Annotated in this window: 22 protein-coding genes; 10 read left to right on the top strand and 12 right to left on the bottom strand. The window is 67.0% G+C overall.

From position 1 onward, the window contains the following. The first annotated feature begins 113 nt into the window (after nucleotides 1–113). The 4 genes from metK to fmt all read left to right on the top strand — a co-directional run bounded on the left by metK (nucleotide 114) and on the right by fmt (nucleotide 5,416). Nucleotides 114–1,325, top strand: coding sequence for a methionine adenosyltransferase (gene metK, locus OU11_RS00875; RefSeq protein WP_033514043.1), 1,212 nt, complete (start codon nucleotides 114–116; stop codon nucleotides 1,323–1,325). Between the two features lie 44 nt (nucleotides 1,326–1,369). Next, complete coding sequence (locus tag OU11_RS00870) at nucleotides 1,370–3,595, top strand: primosomal protein N' (RefSeq protein WP_033513942.1); 2,226 nt, start codon at nucleotides 1,370–1,372, stop codon at nucleotides 3,593–3,595. An 86-nt stretch (nucleotides 3,596–3,681) separates the two neighbouring features. Continuing rightward, nucleotides 3,682–4,386: an HAD family hydrolase gene (locus OU11_RS00865; protein WP_033513941.1), complete on the top strand. Its 705-nt coding sequence runs from the start codon at nucleotides 3,682–3,684 to the stop codon at nucleotides 4,384–4,386. A 64-nt stretch (nucleotides 4,387–4,450) separates the two neighbouring features. Then, the gene (gene fmt, locus OU11_RS00860; RefSeq protein WP_033513940.1) at nucleotides 4,451–5,416 is read left to right on the top strand and encodes a methionyl-tRNA formyltransferase; all 966 of its coding nucleotides are present in this window, start codon (nucleotides 4,451–4,453) and stop codon (nucleotides 5,414–5,416) included. Nucleotides 5,417–5,468: 52 nt separating this feature from the next. Here the strand turns inward: fmt and serB are convergent, their stop codons facing one another. Continuing rightward, nucleotides 5,469–6,140, bottom strand: coding sequence for a phosphoserine phosphatase SerB (serB, locus tag OU11_RS00855; RefSeq protein ID WP_033513939.1), 672 nt, complete (start codon nucleotides 6,138–6,140; stop codon nucleotides 5,469–5,471). A 38-nt stretch (nucleotides 6,141–6,178) separates the two neighbouring features. On the opposite strand from serB, the gene OU11_RS00850 reads away from it, so the two are divergent. From OU11_RS00850 to OU11_RS00825, 6 genes are all read left to right on the top strand, one after another. Beyond that, nucleotides 6,179–6,874 carry a DedA family protein gene (locus OU11_RS00850; RefSeq protein ID WP_033513938.1) on the top strand — a complete coding sequence of 232 codons (696 nt, stop codon included), beginning with the start codon at nucleotides 6,179–6,181 and terminating at the stop codon, nucleotides 6,872–6,874. Next, nucleotides 6,871–8,427 (top strand): proteasome ATPase, encoded by a 1,557-nt coding sequence (gene arc, locus OU11_RS00845; protein ID WP_033513937.1) that lies wholly within the window; start codon nucleotides 6,871–6,873, stop codon nucleotides 8,425–8,427. Before OU11_RS00850 ends, arc begins: the two co-directional genes overlap by 4 nt. Nucleotides 8,428–8,440: 13 nt before the next feature. Then, a complete protein-coding gene (dop, locus tag OU11_RS00840) occupies nucleotides 8,441–10,084 on the top strand; it encodes a depupylase/deamidase Dop (RefSeq protein WP_033513936.1) in 1,644 nt (547 codons plus the stop codon). Nucleotides 10,085–10,157: 73 nt separating this feature from the next. Continuing rightward, nucleotides 10,158–10,994, top strand: coding sequence for an inositol monophosphatase family protein (locus OU11_RS00835; protein ID WP_033513935.1), 837 nt, complete (start codon nucleotides 10,158–10,160; stop codon nucleotides 10,992–10,994). Nucleotides 10,995–11,045: 51 nt separating this feature from the next. Then, the gene (locus OU11_RS00830; RefSeq protein WP_033513934.1) at nucleotides 11,046–11,237 is read left to right on the top strand and encodes a ubiquitin-like protein Pup; all 192 of its coding nucleotides are present in this window, start codon (nucleotides 11,046–11,048) and stop codon (nucleotides 11,235–11,237) included. Next, nucleotides 11,237–12,760 (top strand): proteasome accessory factor PafA2 family protein, encoded by a 1,524-nt coding sequence (locus tag OU11_RS00825; protein WP_033513933.1) that lies wholly within the window; start codon nucleotides 11,237–11,239, stop codon nucleotides 12,758–12,760. Before OU11_RS00830 ends, OU11_RS00825 begins: the two co-directional genes overlap by 1 nt. 87 nt (nucleotides 12,761–12,847) lie before the next feature. Here OU11_RS00825 and OU11_RS00820 read toward each other — a convergent pair whose 3' ends face one another. The 11 genes from OU11_RS00820 to OU11_RS00770 all read right to left on the bottom strand — a co-directional run bounded on the left by OU11_RS00820 (nucleotide 12,848) and on the right by OU11_RS00770 (nucleotide 24,849). Further along, nucleotides 12,848–13,129 carry an HU family DNA-binding protein gene (locus tag OU11_RS00820; RefSeq protein WP_033506481.1) on the bottom strand — a complete coding sequence of 94 codons (282 nt, stop codon included), beginning with the start codon at nucleotides 13,127–13,129 and terminating at the stop codon, nucleotides 12,848–12,850. Between the two features lie 136 nt (nucleotides 13,130–13,265). Further along, nucleotides 13,266–15,728: a lysylphosphatidylglycerol synthase transmembrane domain-containing protein gene (locus OU11_RS00815; protein ID WP_052122513.1), complete on the bottom strand. Its 2,463-nt coding sequence runs from the start codon at nucleotides 15,726–15,728 to the stop codon at nucleotides 13,266–13,268. Between the two features lie 78 nt (nucleotides 15,729–15,806). Continuing rightward, the gene (gene purB / locus OU11_RS00810) at nucleotides 15,807–17,252 is read right to left on the bottom strand and encodes an adenylosuccinate lyase (RefSeq protein WP_033513932.1); all 1,446 of its coding nucleotides are present in this window, start codon (nucleotides 17,250–17,252) and stop codon (nucleotides 15,807–15,809) included. A 382-nt stretch (nucleotides 17,253–17,634) separates the two neighbouring features. Next, a complete protein-coding gene (locus tag OU11_RS00805) occupies nucleotides 17,635–19,212 on the bottom strand; it encodes a PGAP1-like alpha/beta domain-containing protein (RefSeq protein ID WP_033513931.1) in 1,578 nt (525 codons plus the stop codon). Next, nucleotides 19,209–19,559: a hypothetical protein gene (locus OU11_RS00800; RefSeq protein WP_033513930.1), complete on the bottom strand. Its 351-nt coding sequence runs from the start codon at nucleotides 19,557–19,559 to the stop codon at nucleotides 19,209–19,211. The genes OU11_RS00805 and OU11_RS00800 overlap by 4 nt, the downstream gene beginning before the upstream one ends. Nucleotides 19,560–19,656: 97 nt before the next feature. Beyond that, nucleotides 19,657–20,226, bottom strand: a complete 570-nt coding sequence (locus tag OU11_RS00795) for a DUF6466 family protein (RefSeq protein ID WP_052122512.1) — start codon at nucleotides 20,224–20,226, stop codon at nucleotides 19,657–19,659. After that, nucleotides 20,223–21,245, bottom strand: coding sequence for a vWA domain-containing protein (locus OU11_RS00790; protein WP_033513928.1), 1,023 nt, complete (start codon nucleotides 21,243–21,245; stop codon nucleotides 20,223–20,225). Before OU11_RS00790 ends, OU11_RS00795 begins: the two co-directional genes overlap by 4 nt. Next, nucleotides 21,242–22,306: a vWA domain-containing protein gene (locus OU11_RS00785; RefSeq protein ID WP_033513927.1), complete on the bottom strand. Its 1,065-nt coding sequence runs from the start codon at nucleotides 22,304–22,306 to the stop codon at nucleotides 21,242–21,244. The genes OU11_RS00790 and OU11_RS00785 overlap by 4 nt, the downstream gene beginning before the upstream one ends. Beyond that, entirely contained in the window at nucleotides 22,306–22,830 is a 525-nt protein-coding gene (locus OU11_RS00780) for a hypothetical protein (protein ID WP_033513926.1), read from the bottom strand. Before OU11_RS00780 ends, OU11_RS00785 begins: the two co-directional genes overlap by 1 nt. Nucleotide 22,831: 1 nt before the next feature. Beyond that, nucleotides 22,832–23,785 carry a DUF58 domain-containing protein gene (locus tag OU11_RS00775; RefSeq protein WP_033514041.1) on the bottom strand — a complete coding sequence of 318 codons (954 nt, stop codon included), beginning with the start codon at nucleotides 23,783–23,785 and terminating at the stop codon, nucleotides 22,832–22,834. Continuing rightward, nucleotides 23,785–24,849, bottom strand: coding sequence for an AAA family ATPase (locus OU11_RS00770; protein ID WP_033513925.1), 1,065 nt, complete (start codon nucleotides 24,847–24,849; stop codon nucleotides 23,785–23,787). Before OU11_RS00770 ends, OU11_RS00775 begins: the two co-directional genes overlap by 1 nt. Between the last annotated feature and the right edge of the window lie 38 nt (nucleotides 24,850–24,887).

Here is a 24,887-nt window from a genome sequence, read left to right as displayed (position 1 = left end):
CCAGCGGCATGGGAACCGGCCGGGACGTCGCGTATCGGGCCGTGCCGATGACGTATGCCCCCTCGCGGTGGTGCCGAGCGGGTGCCCCGACGACTACGAGAAGGAGCGCAATGATGAGGGAAGCAAGATTGATTACCGCGGAGTCGGTGACCGAAGGCCATCCTGACAAGATCTGCGACCAGATCTCGGATGCGATTCTGGACGACATGCTGCGCCAGGATCCGCATTCGCATGTGGCGGTGGAGACCTGCGCCACCACCGGACAGTTCTTCGTCTTCGGCGAGGTGACCAGCGAGGGGTACAGCGACATCCAGAACATCGTGCGCTCCACCGTGCGCGGGATCGGATACACGAGCTCGCGCGTGGGCCTCGATGCCGACTCCTGCGGCGTGCTGGTGTCGTTGACCGAGCAGAGCGCCGAGATCAACCAGGGGGTGGAGCGGCTGAACCGCGAACAGGAGTCGAAGGCCAGCCGTGAGGAACGGTATCAGGCGCAGGGCGCGGGCGACCAGGGCGTGATGTTCGGCTACGCCTGCGACGAGACCGACGTGCTGATGCCGATGCCGATTCATCTGGCACACCGGCTGGCGTACCGGCTGGCCCAGGTGCGCAAGCAGGGCATCGTGCCGTATCTGCGTCCGGACGGCAAGACGCAGGTGACCGTGGCATACGACGACCGGGATCGTCCGGTGCGCATCGATACCGTGCTGGTCTCCACGCAGCACGATCCCGAACCCACTCGCGAATGGCTGTCCGACCAGTTGGCCCGGCACGTCATCGAACCGGTCCTGGATGAGGTGTGCGGCGATCGCGTGGCGCACGACGGCTACCGTCTGCTGGTCAATCCCACCGGTTCGTTCGTGCTGGGCGGCCCGGCGGCCGACTCGGGGCTGACCGGACGCAAGATCATCGTCGACACGTACGGCGGTGCCGCTCATCATGGCGGCGGCGCGTTCTCCGGCAAGGACCCGAGCAAGGTGGACCGGTCCGCCGCCTACGCGGCGCGTTGGGTGGCCAAGAACATCGTGGCCGCCGGCATGGCCCGCAAGGTGGAGGTGCAGGTGGCCTACGCGATCGGCGTGGCCGACCCGGTGAGCATCAACGTGGACACGTACGGCACCGAGCAAGGCGTGAGCCGCGAACAGATCCAGCACGCGGTGCGTGAGGTGTTCGACCTGCGGCCGGCCGCCATCATCGACGAGTTGGACCTCAAGCGTCCGATCTACGCGAAAACCGCCGCCTACGGCCATTTCGGCCGTGAGGACGCCGACTTCACCTGGGAGCGCACCGATAAGGTCGAGGCGCTCAAGGTCGCCATCCGGTAGGCGTCGGGTCGCGTGCGCGCAACCGCTGCACTAATCTGGACTGCATGAGCACAGCGGACGCCGAACAGCTGGCGCTTGACGGTCTGGCACCGCGCAAGCGCCGCAAACGCGCGCCCGCGGAGCGCGTTCCCGCCCCCGAGCGGCCGATCGCCCGCGTCGTGCTTGATGTGCAGGCCACCCATCTGGGCCAGACCTTCGACTACCTGATCGACGAGCGGCAGTCCGATGATGTGCGCCCGGGCGTGCTGGTCCGCGTGCGGTTCGGGGGGCGCCGCGTCAACGGCGTGGTGTGGGAACGGGCCGACCGCAGCGATACGCCGGCCTCGTCGCTGCGCTATCTGGAACGCGTGTTCGGCCCCGACGTGCTGGTGCCGGCATCGATGCGCGAGGACATCACGCTGATCGCGGACGCCTACGGAGGCACGCGCGCCAACATCCTGCGGCTGGCGGTGCCCCCGCGCGTCGCCCGCGTGGAGCAGGAGCAGCGCATGGTCGCCTCCCCTGCGCACGGGCGCGCCGACGACGAGGCCCGACGCGGCGCGGCGGATGAACTGCGCCGGACGCTGACCCCCCTCTACGACGGCCTGCAGGGATTGGATGAGGCGTTGCACGGCGGCCGGTTCCGCGCCTTCGCCCTCGATCCGCTGCCGGGTGCCGGGCAATGGTGCCGGCTGGCCGGATGGATGGCCTCGACCGCGCTCGCAGCCGGCAAGGCCGTGGTGATCGTGCTGCCCACCATGCGCGAGGTGGACGACCTATCGCGCGAACTGACGGCGTTGGGCCTGCGGATGTTCGAACGGACCGGCGCGTCGCATGGCGGGTTTGACGGCGACGTGGCCGTGCTGAACGCCGCATTGCCGCCCGCGGAACGGTATCGCGCGTATCTGGCCGTGGCCACGGGCAGGGTGCGGTGCGTCATCGGCACACGGGCGGCGATGTACGCGCCGGTCGAGGGGCCGGCGCTGTTCCTGATCTATGAGGACATCGACTATCAGAACGCCGACGGCATGATGCCGTACGCCCATGCCCGCGGCGTCCTGCGTCTGCGGGCCCGCAGCCATGATGGCGTGTTCGTCGCCATGGCGAACGCGCGCAGCCCGATCAGCCAGTGGGAATGCGGCGCGAATCATGTGGCGCAGACCCCGGTCAGCGGGTTCAGCACGTCGATCAGACCGCTGCAGTCCGTGGTCAAGGACCGCATGCCCTGGGTGCGTTGGCTGAACCGTGAGGAGTTGGGACGACTGGGGGATACGACGGTCGGCGCCCGCGTGCCGCATACGGCGGTCACGATTCTTTCCAAGGCGTTGGAAAACGGCCCGGTGCTGCTGTCGATTCCCCGGGACGGGGTGAACGAGGCGTTGAGCTGCGCCGCCTGCCATCGCAGGGCGCGGTGCCCGCGGTGCACGGGGCCGTTGGCGCGGCCGCAGCAGGGTGTGGCCCGGTGCCTGTGGTGCGGGGCCGCCGCGGTCGGCTGGCATTGCCCCGGATGCGGCGGCGAGCGGATGCGTGTGGTGCGCGTCGGTGCGGCGGGAACGGCGCAGGAGCTGCGCGGACTGTTCCGTTACGTGCCGATCGTCACCTCGAGCCCGAACCAGCCGCGGGGGATTGTGGAGGACATCGCCTGCACCCCGATGATCGTCATCGCCACGCCGGGTGCGGAACCGAGGGTGCGCGGCGATACGCCGGGCCGCTCGGAATACCGTGCCGTGGCGATTCTCGACGCCTGGACCAGTCTGTACGAGACGGGCGTGGACGCGCGCGTGGACACGCTGACGGCGTGGATGCGCGCCGTGGCGATGTGCGCGCCGCGTTCCCGCGGCGGGCAGGCGCTGATATTGGGTGAGACGGATCCGGTGCTGGCCAGGTCGCTGGCGTTGTGGGACGGTACGGTGCTGGCCGAACGGGAGCTGGCGGAACGCGCCGAGACCGGACTGCCTCCCGTGGCCGCCGCGGCCTGCGTATGGGGACGACGGGACGCGGTACGCACGGCGTTGGAGCATATCGGCGCGTTCCGCGGCGACCTTGCCGTCGTCGATACCACGCAGGGTGAGATGCCGTCGGTGTGGGGTCCGGTGCCGATCGCGCAACCGCGCACGATCGACGCGCGTGAGCTGGAGGCCACGCAGGACCGGGTCAAGGCGGTGGTCAGGGTGCCGTTGTCCCAACGCGCCGAACTGGCGAGACGGCTGCGCGTTGAAATCGCCAGGCATGTGGCCGCGCGCGAGCCGGGGGAGCTGCGCTTCCAGTTGGATCCGAAGGACCTGACCTGACGGGAGCCGGCTCGGCTAGACTGGGATGGACACCGCCGTGCGGGCGTAACCGGACGGCGACGCAGACCGATGGCAAGGAGGATGCCGTGAAGGGATGGCCGGGCGAACCGGAGATGGACTACGACGTGATGGTCGCCGACGATGCGGCGTCCGAGGCCGCGGGCAAGCCGATCGAGAACGTGATCTTCGATTTCGGCAACGTGCTGATCTACTGGGATCCGGCGGCCGTGTTGGTGCCCCGGTACAGCGAGCGGACCGTGGAACGCTTCCTCGACAACGACGTCTCGGGGTTCTACGACGCCAACGACATGATGGACGGCGGCGCGCCGCATGAGGAGGCCATCGCGTGGATGCGCCGCACGCATGGGGACGAATGGGCCGACATCCTGGAATACTATGTGGCGAACTTCCGCGACTCGCTGACCGGCGTCGTGCCCGGCGCACGCGTGCTCGTCGACGATCTGAAGGCCGCGGGCATCGGCGTGTGGGGGCTGTCGAACTGGGAGAAGGAGCTCTACCCGATCGCCGAGGAATGCTGCCCGATCCTGCAGCGGTTGGACGGCAAGGTGGTCTCCGGATATGTGAGGCTGCGCAAGCCGCATCGTGACATCTACGAGTATGCGCTGCATGAGTTCGGCATCGAACCGTCGACCGCCGTGTTCATCGACGACAAGGCCATGAACATCGTCGGGGCGAACGCCGCGGGCATCCGCGGCATCCGGTTCAGCGACCCACGCCGGCTGCGTGACGTGCTGATCGAAGCGGGCGTGGACATCCCGGCTGTGGTCTGAGACCTACGCGGCACGTCCTTGAGACGTGGAATGGTGGCGGAGTCATGAACGTAAGGAGTCGATGATGGTGAAGGTGCTGTTCGCAGGCACTCCCGAGGTGGCGGTGCCCTCGTTGCGGGCGCTGGCCGGTGATGCCGAGCATTTCGAAGTGGTGGCCGTGCTGACCCGGCCGGATGCGCCGACCGGGCGCGGCCGCAGGCTGATGCCCAGTCCGGTCAAGCAGGCGGCCTTGGAACTGGGACTGCCGGTCATCGAATCCGACCCGGGGGAGGAGACGTTCCTCACCGAGCTGACCGCCACCGGCGCCGAGGCCGCCGCCGTGGTGGCCTACGGCAGGCTGCTCAAGCAGGATGTGCTCGACGCCTTGCCGATGGGCTGGTACAACCTGCATTTCTCATTGCTGCCGCAGTGGCGTGGCGCCGCACCGGTGCAGCGCGCCATTTGGGCGGGTGACGACGTGACCGGCGCCACGGTGTTCCGCATCACCCGCGGCATGGACGCCGGCCCGATTCTGGCCCAATCCACGGTTTCGATCGGCGCCCATGAGACCTCGGGCGAACTGCTGGCCCGTCTGGCCGAGGACGGCTCGCATCTGCTGGCCTCCGCGCTGCTGGGCATGGCGGAAGGCCGGATCGTGCCGGTCGAACAACTGCAGGGGGCCTATGAGAAGGCCGAGAAGATCACCGTGGAGGACGCCCGCATCCGTTTCGACGTGCCGGTGTTCGCCGTGGACCGGCAGATCCGCGCCTGCACGCCCAACCCCGGCGCCTGGTGCGAGCTGCATGCGCAGGGCGATGCCGAGCCGGTCGTCCTGCATGTGCTCGCCGCACGTCCGGCCGATATGACGCATCCCGCCGTGCCGACGGATCTCAAGCCGGGCATGCTGCGCGTCGGCAAGAAGAACGTCTGGGTCGGCACTGCCAGCGATCCGCTGGAACTGACCGAGGTCAAGGCGCAGGGCAAGAAGGCGATGCGCGCCGCCGACTGGGCGCGCGGCGCCCGGCTGGGCGAGGCCGCATACTGCGCCTGATGACGAGTCCCGGGCGCCCGTCATCGGCATTCCGCCCGTGACGGACGCCGTATCAGCGCAGCAGATCCAGCACGCGCGTCAGGTCACGCTCGTCGATGGCATGGGGCGCCGCGGCGCGCACCGCCGGTTTGGCGCAGAACGCCACGCCGAGCCCGGCCTCAAGGATCATCGGGATGTCGTTCGCACCGTCGCCCAGGGCAACGGTCTGGCGCATCGGCACGCCGTCGGACTGTGCCCATGAGACCAGCGACCGTCGCTTGAGATCACGGGTCACAATCGGGCCCACCACGCGCCCGGTCAGCACGCCGTCCACCACTTCCAGGCGGTTCGCCAACGCGTGGTCGATGCCGGCGTCGGCGACCAGATCATCCACCACCTCGTGGAATCCGCCGGACACCACGCCGACCGTCCACCCGTGCCCGTGCAGCGTGCCGATCAACGCCAGCGCGCCGTTGGTGAAATGGACGCCGGCACGGACCTCATCGAACACCGATGCCGGCAAACCCTGCAACAGCGCCACACGGGCGCGCAGCGCCTGAGCGAAATCCAATTCCCCGGCCATGGCGCGGGCCGTGATCCGCGCCACGCGATCGCCCACTCCGGCGGCGTCGCCCAGCAGGTCGATGACCTCCTCGTCGATCAGCGTGGAATCCACATCCATGACCAGCAGCCCGGGCTGGGTTAGCGTCGGCTCGTCAAGGGGTTGCAAAGTTTCTTCGGGCATACTGTCGATTTTCTGCAATCGTTGGGACAATGGCCGGTATGGATTTTTCTGTTCTTGCCGCCGCGGCCCCGTTATGTGAGACCAACGAGGGCGGCATCATCGGCGCGATCACGGATTGGCTGGTCTCGGTCATGGATACGGTCGGGGGCATCGGTGTGGCGTTCGCCATCGCCTTGGAATCGATCTTCCCCCCGATTCCCAGCGAGGTCATCCTGCCGTTGGCCGGTTTCACCGCCGCGCGCGGCAGCTTCAACCTGGTCGAGGCGATCGTCTGGGCCACCGTGGGATCGGTGCTCGGCGCCTGGGCGCTGTACGGCATCTCCCGCTGGGTGGGCCTGCACCGCATCCACCGCGCCGTGGATAAGATCCCCGGCGTGGACCGCGGCGACGTGGACAAGGCCGACCGCTGGTTCACCAAGTACGGTCACTGGTCGGTGCTGATCGGCCGAGTCATCCCCGTGGTCCGTTCGCTGATCTCGATCCCGGCCGGATTCAACCGGATGAACTTCCTGACCTTCACCGGCTGGACGCTGCTCGGATCGGCGGTCTGGAACACGATTCTCGTGACGGCCGGATACCTGCTGGGCGACCAGTGGTGTTCCATCCTGGGGGCGCTCAACATCTTCGAGGACATCGTCATCGTCGTCTTCATCGTGGTCATCGTGGCGTTCGTCGCCCGTTGGGCGCGTAATCTGATGAGGAACCGACGAAACGGAGGCGAACGGAGCGAATGACGCAGGATGCGCAGCCGCCGCAGGATCTGGCGGCGTTGAACGACCGGCTCATGGCACGCAACCATGCGCTGGCCGAAGCACTGACCCGTGCCGGCAAGGAACTGGCGAAAGCCAAATCCCAGATCAGCCAGATCACCCGGCCCCCGTTGAGCTTCGCCACCATGGTGCGCGTGGACGGCAGCCATATCGACGAGGACGGCGTCCGCCACGCCAGCGCCGAGGTCATCGCCGGCACCCGGCGCATGATCGTGCCCATAGCCGCATCGCTGAACCCGGCCGGACTCGAACCGGGACGCACCGTACTGCTCAACGAGAACATGGTGCTGGTCGACCAGCGCGACATGGACGGCGTCGGCCCCGTGCGCCGCGTGGCGCAGACGCTTGACGACGGCCGCCTGATCGTGACGGACAACGCGGGCAACCCCGTCCTGGTCCGTCGCTCGACCGCGCTCGCCGGCATGAGCATCAACCCCGCGGACCGCGTGACGGTGGATCCTTCCTGCCGGCTGGCGCTGGAACTGCTGCCCGGCGAGGATGACGCCGATCTGGTGCTGGAGGAGACCCCGGACGTGACCTTTGCGGACATCGGCGGCCTCGACGAGCAGATCGGGCGCATCCGCGACGCCGTGCAGCTGCCGTTCCTGCATCGCGAACTGTTCGAACGCTACAATCTGAAACCGCCCAAGGGCGTGCTGCTGTACGGCCCTCCGGGCAACGGCAAGACGCTGATCGCCAAGGCCGTGGCGCACATGCTCGCCGAGGGAACGCAGGCCGGCGGTGTGTTCCTGTCGGTCAAGGGCCCCGAACTGCTCAACAAGTTCGTCGGCGAATCGGAACGGCTCATCCGCATGATCTTCGCCCGCGCCCGTGAACGCGCCGCCACCGGACGGCCCGTCATCGTGTTCATCGACGAGATGGACTCGCTGCTGCGCACCCGCGGCTCGGGCGTCTCCAGCGACGTGGAGACCACCATCGTGCCGCAGTTCCTGGCCGAACTGGACGGCGTGGAGCAACTGGACAACGTGATGGTCATCGGCGCCTCGAACCGGGTGGACATGATCGACCCGGCCGTGCTGCGCCCCGGCCGTCTGGACGTGAAGATCCGCGTGGACCGTCCGGGCCCGCAGCAGGCGTCCGACATCATCCGCCATTACCTGACCGACGACCTGCCGCTGGAACACGGCGTGGACGCGGACGCCCTGGCCCGTGTGCTGGTCGGCGACATCTACGCGCGCGACGAACACCGGCATGTGTGCGACGTCTGTGACGAGCACGGCCAATGGCATGCCGTCCATCTGGCCGACGTGGTCTCCGGCGCCATGCTCAGGAACATCGTGGACCGCGCCAAGACACGCGCGGTCAAGGCCTCGATCGAAACCGGGGCCGCCGTGGCGTTGAACGTCGACATGCTGGGCAAGGCCGCGCAGGAGGAGTTCCAGGAAACCACGGATTCCATCCTGGACGCGGATCCGACGCAATGGTCTCGGATCACCGGACTGGAATCCGGGGGCGTGACCCGCATCCGCCCGGCCTCCGACGGACCGACGGCATAGGAGGGGCGGAGACATGAGCGTACGTCGTGTCATGGGCACGGAAACCGAATACGCCGTCTCCCGGCGTGGTGCGGACCGGTACAACCCGGTGCGCCTGTCCTTCGATGTGGTGGCGGCCGCCGCCGACCCCGCCACCTCGCATATCCGGTGGGACTACCGGGGGGAGGATCCGGTCAACGACGCGCGCGGGCATCGCCTGCCCCGTGCCGCCGCGCGCCCGGACATGCTGACCGACGAGCCGCAGCTGCAGATCGTCAACGTCATCGCCCCCAACGGCGGCCGCGTCTACGTCGACCATGCCCATCCCGAATACTCGTCGCCGGAGACCACCGATCCGTTCGACGCGGTGCGCTACGACCATGCCGGAGACCTGATCATGGCCGAAGCCGCCCGCCGCGCATCCACCGCCGACGCCGTCATCGAACTGCACCGCAACAACGTGGACGGCAAAGGGGCCAGCTGGGGGACACACGAGAACTACATGATGGACCGCGCCGTGCCGTTCGAGCGTGTCACGGCGCTGATGACGGCCCACCTGGTCAGCCGGCAGATCTATGCCGGATCGGGCCGCGTGGGCCTGGGCGAACGCGGCGAACAGGCCGGGTTCCAGCTGAGCCAGCGCGCCGACTACATCCACATGCGCGTGGGATTGCAGACCACGTTCGACCGGCCGATCATCAACACCCGCGACGAATCGCACAGCACGGCGGACCATCGCCGCCTGCACGTCATCGTCGGCGACGCGAACCGCATGGACGTGCCGCAGCTGCTCAAACTCGGCACTACATCGATGATCCTGTGGCTGCTGGAACATCTGGACGAATCCGGCACCGATTTCGACTCGCTGATGGACGGGCTGATGCTGGCCGATCCGGTCGAAGCGCTGCACACGGTCTCCCGCGACCTGACGCTGTCCGCCCCGCTGGCCCTGGAATCGGGAAGGTGCACCGACGCGTGGAACATGCAGGTGCGTCTGCGCGGCGCCGTCTACCGGCTCGCCGCCGCGGTATACGGTACCGACAACCGCGGGGAGCCGTTGTGGCCGGACAAATCGACGGCGAGGGTCATGGCGATGTGGGGCCAGGCACTGGCTGATGTGGCCGCCATGCGCCACGCCGGTGACGATGCCCGTCTGACGATGCGCGACGAGGCATCACGGATCGAATGGCTGCTCAAATGGCAGCTGATGGAACGCTACCGCCGTAAGCGGCATGCGGGCGGAAGCTCCGCGGGGGCGGCGGACGCACGTTCCGGCATGGCCGGGGTGGCCGCCGGGTGGGATGATCCGCGGCTGGCGGCGCTGGACCTGGCTTGGGCGGTGCTGGATCCCGGCACATCGCTGACAGAGCGACTGTCGGCGTCCATCACGCATCTGGACGGACGGGAGCGGGTGGAACAGGCGGCGACCGAACCGCCCTCCGACACCCGCGCATGGCTGCGCGCCATGCTGGTGCGGCGCTACCCCGAACAGACGGTGGCCGCATCGTGGTCCCAGCTGACGGTCCGTGATGCGAGCCTGCCCTCGGGATTGCGTACACTGGATTGCACGGACCCGTTGGCGTATAACCGAGATCGATGCGAACAGGCCGTGGAGGAATCGTGTGATGCGGCCGGACTGTTCGGCGCGTTGTGTGCGGATGCCGGGAATACCCGGTAGAATCGCCCCACTGGAAGTAACGAATGAGGAATCGCCGGAATCAGGAAACGGCGCAGGATGAAATGAGATGACGATGGAACTGCAGGAAATGACGTTGGCCGTGGCCCGCATCGCGGTGGACGCGGGCAAGCACGTGCTGAGCGAACAGACCACGCCCCGGAAGCTGAACCGGTTGAAGGTGCCGAAGGAATCCACCCAGTTCGACCTAGATATCAACTACAAGCTGATGGATTTCCTCGGCCAGCGGCTGATGCAGCTCGAACCGTTCAACGGCCTGTGGAACGACCGTCCGGAGGAGTGCCGCCCAGGCGAGCGCTACTGGTGCCCCGGCAATATCGACGGCGCGGTGAACTTCATCCGCAACATGCCGGAATGGTCGATCACCATCTCGCTGTTCGAGGTCAACGAGTATGGTTCCGCCCAGCCGATCCTCGGCGTGGTCCACGCCCCGGCGCTGGACATGACGTATATGGCCGCGCGCGGGCAGGGGGCGATTCGGGTGCGCAAGACGCCGATCGGCGACAAGCGGGAGAAGATCATCCCCTCCACCACGTCCTCGCTGGACGGTTCGGTGGTCAGCTTTGGCATGTCGTACGTGCAGGAGGAATCGAAGCGCGCACTGAAGGTGGTCTCCTCGATCGCCGGCCGCCCGACCGACATCAAGCGTGTGGGGCCGGTGTCCCTGGACCTGTGCAAGGTGGCGGACGGCACGTATGACGCCTATTTCGAGCCTCACCTGCACACCTGGGACGTGCCCGCCGTGTCCGCGGGCGCCGTGGTGCTGTGGGAATCCCAGGGCAAGCTGCGGCAGTGGAACGGCAACGACATCCATTGGCGCAGCAACAATGATGTGGTCGCCTCGAACGGCATCATCATCAACGAATTGCGTCCGTATCTGATCGAGAGCTGACGGATGCCGGCACGTCCGGTATGGACGGGATGACGGAAAGGGGAGCATAGCATGCCGCAGGAGTTCGCACAAGCGCGGAATCAGGAATCGCAGCAGCCGCAGGAACAGCCGACGGTCATGGGCGAGTCCCGGATGAACGGGTCCGTGGACGCGTTGGACGCGGTGCTGGATGATATCGAGAGCGTGCTGGAGACCAACGCGCAGGAGTACGTGAACAGTTTCGTGCAAAAAGGCGGCGAGTGATGCCCCAGCTGCGTGACAGCGGCAACCATCCGGTGTCGGATGCCTCGCGGCGTTCCGATGAGCAACCGGCGTCCGTGCCGGGTGGCGCGGACCGGTTCGACCGGATCTTCGGCATCGAAACCGAGTACGGCGTCAGCGTGACCGGGGCTGACGCCGCCTGCGACGCCGGAGCGGTGGCGATGGAGATGTTCCGGCCGGTGGTGGCGAACACGCGATCCACCAATACGTATCTGGAGAACGGCTCCAGACTGTATCTGGATGTCGGCTCACATCCCGAATACGCCACGGCGGAGGCCCGCGACCCGATGGACGCGTTGGCGCAGGACCTGGCCGGGGAGGCCGTGATGCGCCGGCTGGCCCTCGAGGCCCAGGAGCGGCTGCGGAGCTCGCACGGCGACGGCCTGACCGTTCATGTGTACAAGAACAACGCCGATTCGGCGGGCCATTCCTTCGGATGCCACGAGAACTATCTGGTGCTCCGGTATGTGCCGTTGACGATGATCGAGCGGCAGCTGCTGCCGTTCCTGATCACCCGGCAGATCTTCACCGGCGCGGGGCGGGTGACGTCCGGCGGATTCCAGATCACGCAGCGTGCCGATTTCCTGGACGAGGCGGTGTCCTCGGCCACCACGCGGGCCCGCCCGATGGTCAACACCCGTGACGAACCGCACGCCGACCCCGACTCGTACCGGCGTCTGCACGTGATCATCGGGGATTCCAACCGTTCCCAGTTCGCCACGTGGATGAAAATGGCCACCACGCATCTGGTGCTGTGCGTGATGGAATCGGCGGTGCGGCATGGCTGCCCGACCGGGTTCGAGACCTGTGCCCTGGCCGATCCGAACGCCGCCAACCGTGCGGTGAACCGCGACCTGGGCTGCCGTGATGCGCGGCTTGACGTGGTCGACGAGCCCGGATTCCGGCGGGACGCCGTACGTGCCGCGGGGGGCGAGGACTTCGGCGTCACGGCGCTGGCCATGCAGTATCGGTACTGCGCGGTGGTGGAACGTTTCCTCGAACGGTACGGCGATGCGGTGGACCAATCCCTGAACGGCACCCACGCCCGTACCGTGGTGGAGCAGTGGCGTGGCGTCCTGGACGCCATCGCGGGAGGCCGTTTCGATGCCATGGCGGACCGTGTGGATTGGATGGCCAAACGCCGCCTGCTGGAGGCGATGACGGCGCGTCACCCCGATATCGACCCGGCCCGATTGGCGCAGATCGACCTGGACTACCATGACGTCGCCAATGGCAGGACCTATGAGGCGTTGACCGCACGCGGCGCGATGTCGATGCCGGTGGATGCCGCGCGGGTCCGAACGGCGGTCCATGAGCCCCCGCATGGCACCAGAGCCTTGCTGCGCGGACGGTTCGTCCGGGAGGCGAAGACCTCGGGCGCCCAGTATTCCTGTGATTGGACGCGGTTGACGGTGCATGCGCCGGTGCGGCGCGAACTCGTGCTGCTCGATCCGTTCGACGACACGGTCACCGAGGATTTCCGATCATTGCTGGCGGCGCTGTGACGCGCCGCACGGAGGCCCCATACACGTGTGGGCCCCGACCAACAATGGTCGGGGCCCACACGGCACCAGTGTCCTGAAAGGGCAAACTTACTTGGTGACGGCCTTCTTCAGCAGCGAGCCGGCGGAGATGCGGACGCCGTAGGAGGCGGGGATCTTGATGGTTTCGCCGGTGCGCGGGTTGCGGCCGGTGCGCTCGGCGCGCTTGACGCGCTCGGCGGAGAACAGACCGGTGAGCTTCAGGCCCTCGCCGGACTCCATGGCCTCGACGAACACATCCTGGAAAGCGTTGACAGCAGCCTCAGCCTGAGCCTTGGTCAGGTTCGACTTCTGGGCGATCTTCGACACGAGATCAGACTTGTTGTATGCCATACAGCATCCTTCTTGGGTCAGGGGATGCCACGATTCTGCGGCATCCAACGTTCATCACCGATAATAGCGCAGAAAACTGGCAAGAACCGCCAATTACAAGGGTTTTCGCGATAGTTTGCACAAAAAGGGGCACGAATCAGATGAGATTGTGCCGATCCAGCCATTTCATGGCCAGCGCACCCATCGGGATGCGCAGCCAGTAGAAGGCCACACGGTAGACCAGCGTCGCCGACAGCGCCACGGCGGGCGGCACCCCGACGGAGGTGAAGGCGAAGGTCAGCGCCGCCTCCACCGCGCCCAGGCCGCCGGGGGTGGGGACCGCCGAACCCAGGGTGTTGGCCAGCAGGAACACGAAGGTGGTCTCCAGCGGGTTCGTCGGCTGCCCGAACGCCATCAGCGCGGCCCAGAAGCCCAGCCCGGTGGCGATGTTCAACACCAACGCCCCGGCCAATCCCATCACCAGCTGTTTGGGCTGGCTGAGCACGTTGACCAGCTGCCTCGCATACGCCTTGACAAGGGGCAGATACCGCTGCGCCACCACGTGACGGACCGGCGGTATGGCCATGGCGATGGACAGCAGCAGGGCCACGGCGGCGATGACGATGATCAGCGTGTTCGTGGGGATCATGCCGGAGAGCATATTGCGGCCGGTGAAGATGCCGATGGACAGCACCAGCGCGATGGTGGTGCCGCCCTGGATGGCCCAGACCGCACTCATGATGGCCGTCGCCGCGGTATTGCGGTAGCCGCTTTTCCTCAGGAACTGCAGATTGACGAACGCGGGGCCGACGCCGGCCGGCATCGAGACCGCGGTGAATCCGGATGCCGCCTGGGAGCACAGCAAGCCAATGGTGTTGCGACGCTGCGGGTCCATGAACGTGCCGAGCGTCAGCGCCGAACCCGCCCACGCCAGCAAACCGAACAGCACGCACAGCACCGCCATGAACGGGTTGGCGTTCGACACGGCCGCGATGACCTCGTCCGGGCGCAATTGGGTGAACACCACCGACACCGCGACGATCAGCAGCACGATGGTGATGAACGAACGGATGTTGAACCGGGAGATCGTCACCGGTTCCATCGCCTCGGAGACCTCCTGCGGCGCAAGCGCGCGCAGGGCATCACGCACGTCGTCGAGCAGCCGTTTGCTCCATGGGTTGAGCGCGCGCGTGGCGGCGGGAATGGCGGCCTTCTGCACGAACGGCAGCAGGCCGATCATGGTCTCGTCGCCCCAGACCAGCCGTCCTGCGGCCACGGCCCTGTCGACGTCGAGCAGCACCGCCATCAGGACAAGCAACTGCACCTTGTCGATCGAAAGGTTCGCGCCTGTGCTGGTGCAATCGCCGTTCTGCCACCCCGCGATGACGGGGGAGCCGATCGGCAGGCGGGCCAGGGTGTCCGGGGTGATGCGATGATGCGACAGCCCATGCCGATGGGCCACGTCGAGGTATCGCATGAACGCGACGGCGTCGTCGTCGGTGAGCGTGTTGAGGTTGCACGGCAGGGCGGTGGACTCGGCGTCGAGCACGAGCAGCGAGGATTCCCCGCAATCGGCGATGCCGTATGGGCGCGATGCGGCCAGACCGATGTTGTCCAGCGACAGCAGCATGGTCAGGTGGTGGTGGACGGCGTCGGAGACCGAACGGTCGCGTCTCATCGTCACTCCGGTCAGGCGCAGCCATTGCCAGAGCTGATTGAGATAACCGGCGTTGTGCTCCTGTCCGTCGATGACCGATACGGTATAGCGCCGCCCCTGTCCGTCGACCATGTCATAGACGCGGGAGTTCTCCGCCAGATCGTCGTCGAGCGTGGTCTTCAGCATGCCGGATTCGGCGTGGGCCTCCGGACGGCGCGTCAGCGAACGGACATCCAGTCCGATGCCCTGCAGGCTCTGCACCACCTGGGTGCCCCACGCGCCCTGATTGCGTGTGCCGACGGCGAACCGGATCACCATGCCGACGATGCGTCCCACAGCGAACGAGAACACCACGCCGGGCACGGAATTCCAGGACAGCACCACCAGCAGGACACCGAGCGCATACAGCGCGTTCCAACTCCATTTGACTGCGGAGCGCATGCGGCGGGGACCCGCCGTGGTCAGGAAGGCGGCGAATCCGGCGTAGAAATCCGGTACCAGGCCGGAGCCGCTGAGCGCGCCGGGCGATTCCAATCCCTGGATCAACGGATCGAATCCGGTGAGGGTGATGATGGACGACAACGCCCACACCGCGGCGTAGCCGCCGAACATGGCGATCAGGGAGATCGCGGACTGCAGCCATTCCCGGTTGACCAGCAGCTGGAACAGCACGCTGATCGCGATCACGATGGTGATGATCTGCTGGAGCAGCGAGGCCGGCACATCCATGACCCAGCCGATCGCCTGCCCGGCGTTGTGCACGTCGGATTCCATGCCTCGGGTCAGACCGCGCAGATACACGGCGACAAGCAGCATGAGCACGGCGAGCACGAGTGCGCCGGCGGCATGCATCAGATCGGCGAAGTCCCGCGTGCGCCGGGGCGGGATGTCATCGATGACGACACTCCCATCGGCTGCGCCATCCGTTTGCGGATTGCCGCGCTTCGTGTGTTCCTCGCTCATCCATCCACCTGCCTTGGGACGGACCGACCTCCCGGTGTGGGGATGCCGGGAGGTCGGTGCATATCGAACGGATTCGGGTCAGCGGTCGAAATCGACCAGCTTGTTCGCCACGCCGGTGTAGGAGGCGGGCGTCAGGGCCTTCAGGCGTGCGGCGGTCTCGTCGTCGAAGGCCAGTCCGTCGATGAACTGCTCGACGTCCTCGCGGCTGATCTCATGGCCGCGCATCAGCTCCTTGACCTTCTCGTACGGCTTGTCCATGCCGGGCAGACCCTTGAGCTCGCAGGCGCGCATCGCGGTCTGGATCGGCTCGCCGAGCACCTCCCAGTTGGAGTCGAGCTCACGCTGCATGACGGCCGCGTTCGGATGGATCGAGTTCAGCCCGCCCAGCAGGTTGTTCAGCGCCAGCAGCGAATAGCCGAGTGCGGAGCCGATGTTGCGCTGGGTGGTCGAATCGGTCAGGTCGCGCTGCCAACGGGATTCCACCAGCGTGGCCGACAGCGTGTCCAGCAGCGAGCAGGACAGCTCGAAGTTGGCCTCGGCGTTCTCGAAGCGGATCGGATTGACCTTGTGAGGCATCGTGGAGGAGCCGGTGGCACCCTTGACCGGCACCTGCGCGAACACGCCGCGCGAGATGTACATCCACACATCCACGCACAGGTTGTGCATGATGCGGTTCGCATGCGAGACCGTCGAGTACAGCTCGGCCTGCCAGTCGTGGCTCTCAATCTGCGTGGTCAGCGGGTTCCAGGTAAGTCCCATGCGGTTCGAGACGAACTCGCGGGACACCGCCACCCAGTCGACCTCGGGCAGCGCGGCCAGATGCGCGCCGAAGGTACCGGTGGCGCCATTGATCTTGCCCAGATACTCCTGGGACTCCAGATGCTTCAGCTGCCGGTTCAGACGGTACACGTAGACGGCGAGCTCCTTGCCCAGCGTGGTCGGTGTGGCCGGCTGTCCATGCGTCAGCGAGAGCAGCGGCATGTCGCGGTATTCCTCGGCCTTGGCGGCCAGATGGTCGACGATCGCGCGGAACGAGGGCAGCCAGACCCGCTCCATCGCCTGCTTAACGCACAGCGCCGTGGACAGGTTGTTGATGTCCTCGGAGGTGCAGGCGAAATGCACCAGCGTCTTGATGCGCTCGTTGAGCTGCGTGTCCGGGCCGAGCACGGCGGCCGCCTTGTCGATCTGGTCGTCGATGTAATACTCCACGGCCTTCACGTCATGGTGGGTGACGGCCTCGTGCGCGGCATGCGCGGCGATGCCCTCGGCGCCGAAATCCTCGGGGATGGAGCGCAGGAAGTCGATCTCGGCCTGCGTGAACGGCTGGACGCCTTCGACGATCGGCTGGTTGCCGTTGCCGTCGAAGCCGTTGGCCAGCAGGATCATCCACTCGACCTCGACGTGGATGCGCTCGCGGTTGAGCGCGGGCTCGCTCAGGTATTCGACGAGGTCGGCGGTCTGCTTGTGGTAACGGCCGTCCAGGGGGGTCAATGCGATTGCGGGGGAGATATCGGTAAGCTTCATGCCCCTAAGACTACCGCCACCCCGCGATGCTGCGGCGGGCATCCTGATTTCTTATATACAGGAAGACATTGCGAAATAAGCTGCTAGTTTCTTGTATACAAGAAACACGAAGCCAAATGGTGGACCGTCCGCGATATCCCGACCGCCTCATGTCCTTTATCGGCACCGATGTCGTCAAGGTGCTAGTCGGTTTGCGCCGCAGCGGCATTCGGACACGCCCGGCCTGTACGGACTGTGACACTTCTGTGACCGTGATGCAAGTTCAAAACCTTGGTATTCTGCGGGTCTGGTGAATGTATCAGAGTCACGAAGTGTCACAGTCCGCAGAAGCCGGGCGTGTTGGTGTAGTTGTGTCACAGTCCGTACAGGCCGGGCGGGGTGGTCATAGACGCGGTGGGTTGACCGGCTCGCCCGGCGCCACGGTGGCGGATTTGGTCATGCGGCCCTGCCAGTAGGTGGTGGAGACCAGCTCGCCGTCCAGAACCTCCTGGAAGTGCGCCTCATGGCGTTGCACGGCGGGAGAGCCCAGGTCGGTGGCGTTCTGGTAGGCGGCCTGATGGTATTTGAGCCAGTGGGTGATCTCCTTGTCCTCGCCGGTGTCGCGCACGCTGGCCGCCGTGAACGGGTCCTCGGCGCCCGGCCCGATGCCCGGCACGCAGTACCCCTCCTCGCTGACGCTGGTGGTCAGGCTGCCGGGCACCTTGTGCACGGTGCCGCTGACAGTCAGCCAGTTCTCGGTCGCCGGATTGGCCGCGCCATCCAACGCGGCCACCAGTTCGTCGTCGATCTCCACACTCGTCACCCAGGTCTTCTCCGGGATTGGATGGTTGGCGACCGGAGAGCCGCAGGTCACCACATGCTCGATCGTGTAGACATCCGCCATGTCGGCGGCGATGGCCGCAGCCACGATGCCGCCCTGCGAATGCCCAATCAACGCCACCGGTTCGTCCTCGCCGATGCCGGCGCGTTCCATCGCCTCCAACACCATGCGGGCGCTGTCGGCATGCATGCGCCGTTCCGGATCGTCGCTCATCAGCTCCACGTTCTGCGGCCAGCCGAACGGCGAATCGAGCTTGCCGTCGGTGCCGGGGATCGTGACCAGCCAGGAGGACGAGCCGTCGGCCTTGCGATACTCCTGGATGGCGATCGTGCCGTACTCGAGCCCGCTGTTCAGGTCGATCTTGCCCAACCGTTCCTCGCCGAGCCGTCGCAGATTCTCCATCGCCTCGGCCACGGAATGCGATTCGCGCACCACTTCGGTGCGCGAATGCACCTGCCTGACCTGCAGCACATCGCCCTGAAACGCGCCGTACAGCGGTGCCGTCACCGAGGCGACCCGTTCGGCCGCCTGGTTGACCTCGTCGGAGGAGACCAGGCCCTTGAGGGCGCCGACGCCGGCCACCTTCGACGCCAGTCCGTCCATCAACCCCTCCTGGGCCCATGCCGTTGCGTCCAAAGCGTGGATGCCGTTGGCGCCGCCTTCGGCCAGGGATCCCGCCAGGAATCCTCCGACGGCGATGGCCGTGGTCCCCACCAAGGCGTGTCCGGGGAATTGGTAGCTGGCCAGCTGTACCAGTTCGGTCAGCATCCGCTGGGTATTCCGCTCCGCATGCGAATACAGGGAATAGGCGCGGATCAGCAGATCCGCCAACTCGTCGAGCCGGTCGGCCACCACGCCGCCGCGACGGATGAGATCGGCGCAACGATCGGTGATCTGCTGGAAGGGGATCGTGACATGCCCCACCACCGGCGTCGCGCTCCCTCCGGACAGCACCGGGCACAGGGGAGCGCTGACGCGGCGGTTGCCCAGCAGCATCATCGTGGTGTTCCAGGAGGCCGCAAGCGTCCGCCACCGCCGGGCCGTTTCCGCCATCTGCGTCGCAAACCCCGAATACTCCTCCACGGTGGCGGCGGCATACGCCTGACCGCCGTGGATGGTGGCCGTGACCTGCCAGCTCATGACGTCTCCGTCAGGGACAGCCGCCAGGTCTCGCGCGCATCCGTGTCGAACAGACGCGCCTCGCCGTCGAGCTCGCCGAGTCGTTGGCGGAACATCGTCGCCGCGTTACCGGTCCAATCCAGCCCTTCCGCCTGCATATGCAACGCGGCCACGGCGAGGGCGGCCTGCTCGCTGAGCAGGGCGGAATTCCGGAGTGCGGCACGGCTGTCCTCGACGGCCTGCCGGCAGGGGCATGCCGCCGAGGCGAACGGTGTGATCGTCGCCACCGACAACCCCTGCAAGCCTGCGGCCTGAAGGCCCTCGGACGGCACTGGCGTGCCGGGGAACAATGATGTCGTGCTGCTCATGCATCCATGGAACACGCCACCTTCGGCGCGCGTCCAGCCGAATGGGCCGATGTGGTCGAACGCTGGCAGTTATCCACATCGTGGCGTGTCGCCGGTGTCACCAGGGTTTGCTCTCGACGGTGGATTCCCCGTCGTCGCCGCCGTTCGCGGAATCCCCGTCCTGGGAATCGGTTCCGGACGATTCGGCAGGCGTGGACGACTGATTGGATTGCAGCAGTTCCTCGACGCGTCTGCGCTGCTCCTCGGTCAGCCCGCCGCCCTCGGATGCCGTTCCGTCCTCCTGCGGGTCGGACGAGTCGGTTGTGTCGGCGTCGCCTTGCTGCTGGCGGTCGAGCTCCTCCTGGATGCGTTGCGTCAGCGCTTGGGAGACGGCGGCATTCGTCTCGATGGAGGACCGCAGCGCCGGCAGCAGCGCCATGCCATAGCGGCCGGCGTCCTCGAACTGGGCGTCGACCTGCTGCTGCCGGATGCGCAGCATCTCCAGATTCGACGTGTCGTCGGCGGCCTCCGCCACATTGCGTTCCAGCGCCTGCGTCGCCTCATCGTGGAGAACCGCGGCGGACAGGTTGACGACGGTCAGCGCGGCGAGGCACGCCACCGCCACCGCCAGGACGATCAGCGCCACACGCATCGGTAGCGGAGCGCGGGCGACGGTACGTGTGCTCATAGCATCCTCCTCGAAAGCGCCAGCCATGCGCCGAGTTCCCAAGCCAGCAGCGCGACGGCGGCGATCGCCAGCGGCCAGACCACAGGCGTCAGCCGTGTACGTTCCTTGGAGGTTTCAGTCACCCGCCATCGGTCCGACGCCTCCTTGGAGACACCGGCGTCGATCGTCGTCATGGCATCCAGCAGCAGTGTGCCGCCGCTCATCTCGTCGGCCAGCTCCTCAAGGCCGGCGGTGTCCATCACGGAGATGCCCGGTTCGCCCGTGGCCGGGTCGACCGCCCACTGCCCGTCGGCCGTGCCGTCCACACCGTCGGAGACCAGCGGCACCATGCCGCCTTCGGTCGAGCCCACCCCGATCACCAGGGCGTCGTCAAGGTACCGGCGCAGCGTGGAGAACGTGCGGCGCGTACGATTCGAGGTCTGCTCGCCGTCGGTGATCAGGTACAGGATGATCGCATCATCGGGGCGTTGCTCCCGGATCGACCTCAGCGTGATGAGCAGCTGATCCAACGGGGCGTCGAGACTCGAGCCCGCGGACACCGAGGTGGCCTCGACCGACAGGGTGTCCGCCCAGTTGTCGATGGCCAGCGTGTCCGGGGTCAGCGGCACGTCCAACGTTCCGGACGCGCCGAACCGCACGGCGGCGAAGCTCGCGTCCGCATACATCGCCGTCAGCCCATGGACGGCCTGACGGGCGGCATCCAGCCTGCTGACAGGCTGGTCGGTGCCGTATCGGGCGTCCGAAACCGCCATCGAACCCGTCACGTCGACGGCCACCACCACGTCGGTGGCGTTCACGGCACGGCTGGTCGTGGAGGTGACCCTGCTCGGCGTCAGCGCCATGACGGCCACCACGACGACGATCAGCACACGTCGCACGCAGGCGGCGGTCGTCTCATCGCTCGAACGACGCCGTACGACATGGAGCACCACCTCTACGACGGCGAGCGCCAGCATCACGGCCGCCACGGTGCCGCCGACCGGCCAACCCATCACGGGGGAGAACGTCCAGGAATTCATCGCCGCAACCTCCAAGCCAACATCAGCCAGACCGCGGCCGCAGCGGCCAACGCCAAGGTCCACCATCCGGGAGCGTCGATCAGCGCGGCCCTGGTGCGTTCCTCGTTCTCGTCCACCCGGCGGCGTTCGATGCGTTTGACCAGCTCCTCGACCGATCCGCCGTTCGACTGGGTCAGCATCACGCCGTCATGCGATTCGATCAGGGTGCGCATATCGGCGGCCTCCGCGCCGTTCTCGCTTTCACGCGGGCCGGAATACAGCCCGTCGACGCCGATGCCCGCGGCGTCGGTCAGTTCCAGCGCCTCGGACAGCGTGTATGTGGGGTCGCCTGACACCACGTTGTCGGTGGCCAGCACGATCGAAGCGGCGCGGTGGCGTTCGTCTCCGTCCCGCCCCGCCGAACCGTAGGCGAATCCGGGGAGCATCGCGGCGCAGCTGACCAGTCCGTCGCCGATCAACGATGTGGCGTTGGTGCGGTTCTGCGTGCCTTCCAACCAGTTCGAGATCCGCTGGTAGTCCTCGTCGCTCATCGCGTCGATGTCGTCCTGCGATTCCACGCCGCGCAGCAGCCGTTCGGCCTCGTCCAGCTGGGAAGTGACCAGATCGTAGTCGTCCGTGAGGGGGAACACCGTCCGCGAGGTGGAGTTGAAGATGCTCAGTCCGATGCGCTCGCCTTCGAAGCTGCGCACCAGATCACGGTAGGTGTCGATGACCTGCCGGTCATAGGGCAGGGCCGATCCGGAGACGTCGAGGCACAGCACGATGTCGCGGTCGCTGGCGCGTTCGGCGCCGACATCGACCTGCGAGGGTCGCGCGACGAGCGAAACGCCGATCGCCAACGCCAACGCCAACGGCACGACGGCCATCCTTCCGAGCAGCTTCCATTGACGGAACAGGCGTGAGGCGTGTTCCGTGCGCAGATCGTCATCCAGACTGAACACACGCTCCCCGTCGTCGCGGCGGTGCCGACGCGTGGAGGCGACCAGCATCACGACGACGATCGCGATAATCGCCAGCCCGGCGGCCAGCGCGGCCCAGGGCCATTGCCAGGACAGGCTCATCATCGCCACCTTTCCACGAGCGCGGACACCCATTCGGCGGCGTGGGCCACGTCGATGCCGCGGGCGGCGTCGTTGACGGACGGATCGGCGAATTCCGCGGGATACAACGCGCCGATGGTCTGGCGCAGCAGATTGAACCCGTCTCGTTGCGAGGAATCGGACCGCTGCCGGTGCAGGTCGGTGAGCGTCTGGGAGCTCAGGTCCCGCCCGCTGGCCGCGGAGGCGTAGTCGCGTGCCACGGCGGCCAGACGAATCATCGCCTCGTCGCGGTCGATCGAACCGCGGGCATGGTCCTGGACGATCGCGTCGATCCGCTCGTGCCAGACGGCCTTGCCCGTCGACGTGCGGTGGACGCCGCGCACCGGTGCGGATGCGCGGGGCCGTCTGGGTTTCGAAAGCACGACGGCCAACGCGATCAGCACGGCCACGGTCACGACGCAACCGATGAGCACGGCGACCAACGGCATCGCCAGGTCGAGGGGAGCGCCGACGACCAGATCATCCGTGGGAATGGACAGCTGCATCTCATCCTCCCGCCTGCAGGGCCGGCATGACGGCGGGCCGCAGCTGGTTTTGGGTCGAGCGGGCCAGCGTGTCCGACACCAGATGCACGAACGCGGCGAACATCGCCTCGCTGGAACCGGAGCGAATCATATGCGAGCCGCACCGGGCCAGCTCCCGTTCCATCGACGCTGCCCGATACGCGCGGTGGACATCGACCTCGTCGCGGGAACGGGCGTTTCGCAGGAACGCCGGCACGGCACGGCCGGACACGCCGTCGCGCAGTCCCCGCCCGCCGGTTGCGCCGAACGGGTTCGCTGTGGCCACATCGATGAACACCATCGGGTGCGTTCGCGCGATGCGCCGGATCGTCGCCAGATGCCCGTCGACCAGGGCATGCTCGTCGGTGGCGAGCACGATGAGTGCGCGACGGTCGCGGATGCGCCGGGCGTACTCCAGCAATGCATCGATATTGCGCGGACGGTCCCAGGTCCGCTGCAACGCCAGGTCGAGCGCATGCTCGAACTGGGCGAACCCCCCGTTGAACGGCACGCGGGTGATGCTGGCGGCGTCGCCGAACACCAGCGACACGTCATCGGAACGACGCAGACTCAACGCGGCGAACATGCGCAACGCGTTGGCGGCCACCTCATAGGCATGTTCGCCGGAGGGGCATGCGCCGGTCATCTCCCGGCCCACGTCCAGCAGCAGCCATGCACGGCTGGTCGAAGGCCGCTCGCGCTGCACCACCATCGGGCGGCCGACGCGAGCGCTGGTGCGCCAATCGATATGGCGGGCCTCGTCGCCTGCGGCATAGGGGCGGATGTCCATCAGCTCGTCGATGCCGCCCCTGCGCTGCGAGGCATGCTCGCCCTCCAGCACGCCGAGCGCCTTGCGCACGGTGGGCAGGCTCAGCGACGTTCCCAGCGCCTCGATCTTGGCCCGGATCTCCTTGCCGGCGTTCGGATCCCGGCTCATCATGGGACGGGAACCGCCTTGACGACCGAATCGATGATCTGATCGGTGGCGACTCCGTCCGCCAACGCCTCGAACGTGAGAATGATGCGGTGCCGCATCACCTCGTGGATGAATGCCTTGATGTCCTCGGGCACCACGTAGTCGCGCCCGGACAGCAGCGCATACGCCTGTCCGATGCGGACCAGCGCGATCGAGGCGCGGGGGCTGGCGCCCAGACGCACCAGGGCGTCGAGGCCCTGCAGCGGATGGGGGCCAGCGCCGCGGGTGGTGGCGGCCAGGTCGACCGCGTAGCGCATGACCGCGTCGGCAACGTGCACGCGTCGCGCCGAGGCGCGCAGGAACTCCACGTCGCTGATGGACAGCACGTCATGGCTGAGCGCGTTGACATCGACCACATCGGAGCCGCGCCGGGTGAGCAGCGCCAGCATGCGCCGTTCCTCGTCGGCCGTGGGATAGGTCATGACGGCCTTCATCATGAAACGGTCCATCTGCGCCTCCGGCAGATTGAACGTACCCTCCTCCTCGACGGGATTCTGGGTGGCGATGACCATGAACGGTCGGGGCAGCGCGATGCGCTCGCCGCCGATGGTGGTCGCGCCTTCGGCCATGGCCTCGAGCATGGCCGACTGGGTTTTGGCATTGGACCGGTTGATCTCATCCAGCAGTACGAAGTTCGCGTGAATCGGGCCGATCTGCGTGGTGAAACGCTGGGAGGCGAAATCGAACACCTGCGTGCCGACCAGATCGGAGGGCATGAGGTCGGGGGTGCACTGCACGCGTTTGAACGTACCGGACACCGATGTGGCCAGCGTCTGGGCGGCCGTGGTCTTGGCCAGGCCGGGCACCGATTCGATGAGGATATGCCCCCCGGCGACGAGGGTGACGATCAGGGATTCGCGCAGGTTGTCCTGCCCGACCAGGGTCTGGGCGAAGCGTGCGCGGATGCGGTCGGCGAGCTGACGTGCACGGGCGAGGTCCTCCCGGCTGAGCGGGTGGGGCGTTGGCGTCTGCTGCTGGAGTGCGGGTTGCGCTGATGACGAGGCGTGGGTGGGGAAAATCGGCATGATGGTTTCTTCCGGTCGGCTGTGTGCTCACTCAGGTC

It is taken from the genome of Bifidobacterium pullorum DSM 20433, from assembly GCF_000771405.1.
GTDB lineage: Bacteria > Actinomycetota > Actinomycetes > Actinomycetales > Bifidobacteriaceae > Bifidobacterium > Bifidobacterium pullorum.
This window is presented reverse-complemented; position numbering and strand designations above follow the sequence as displayed.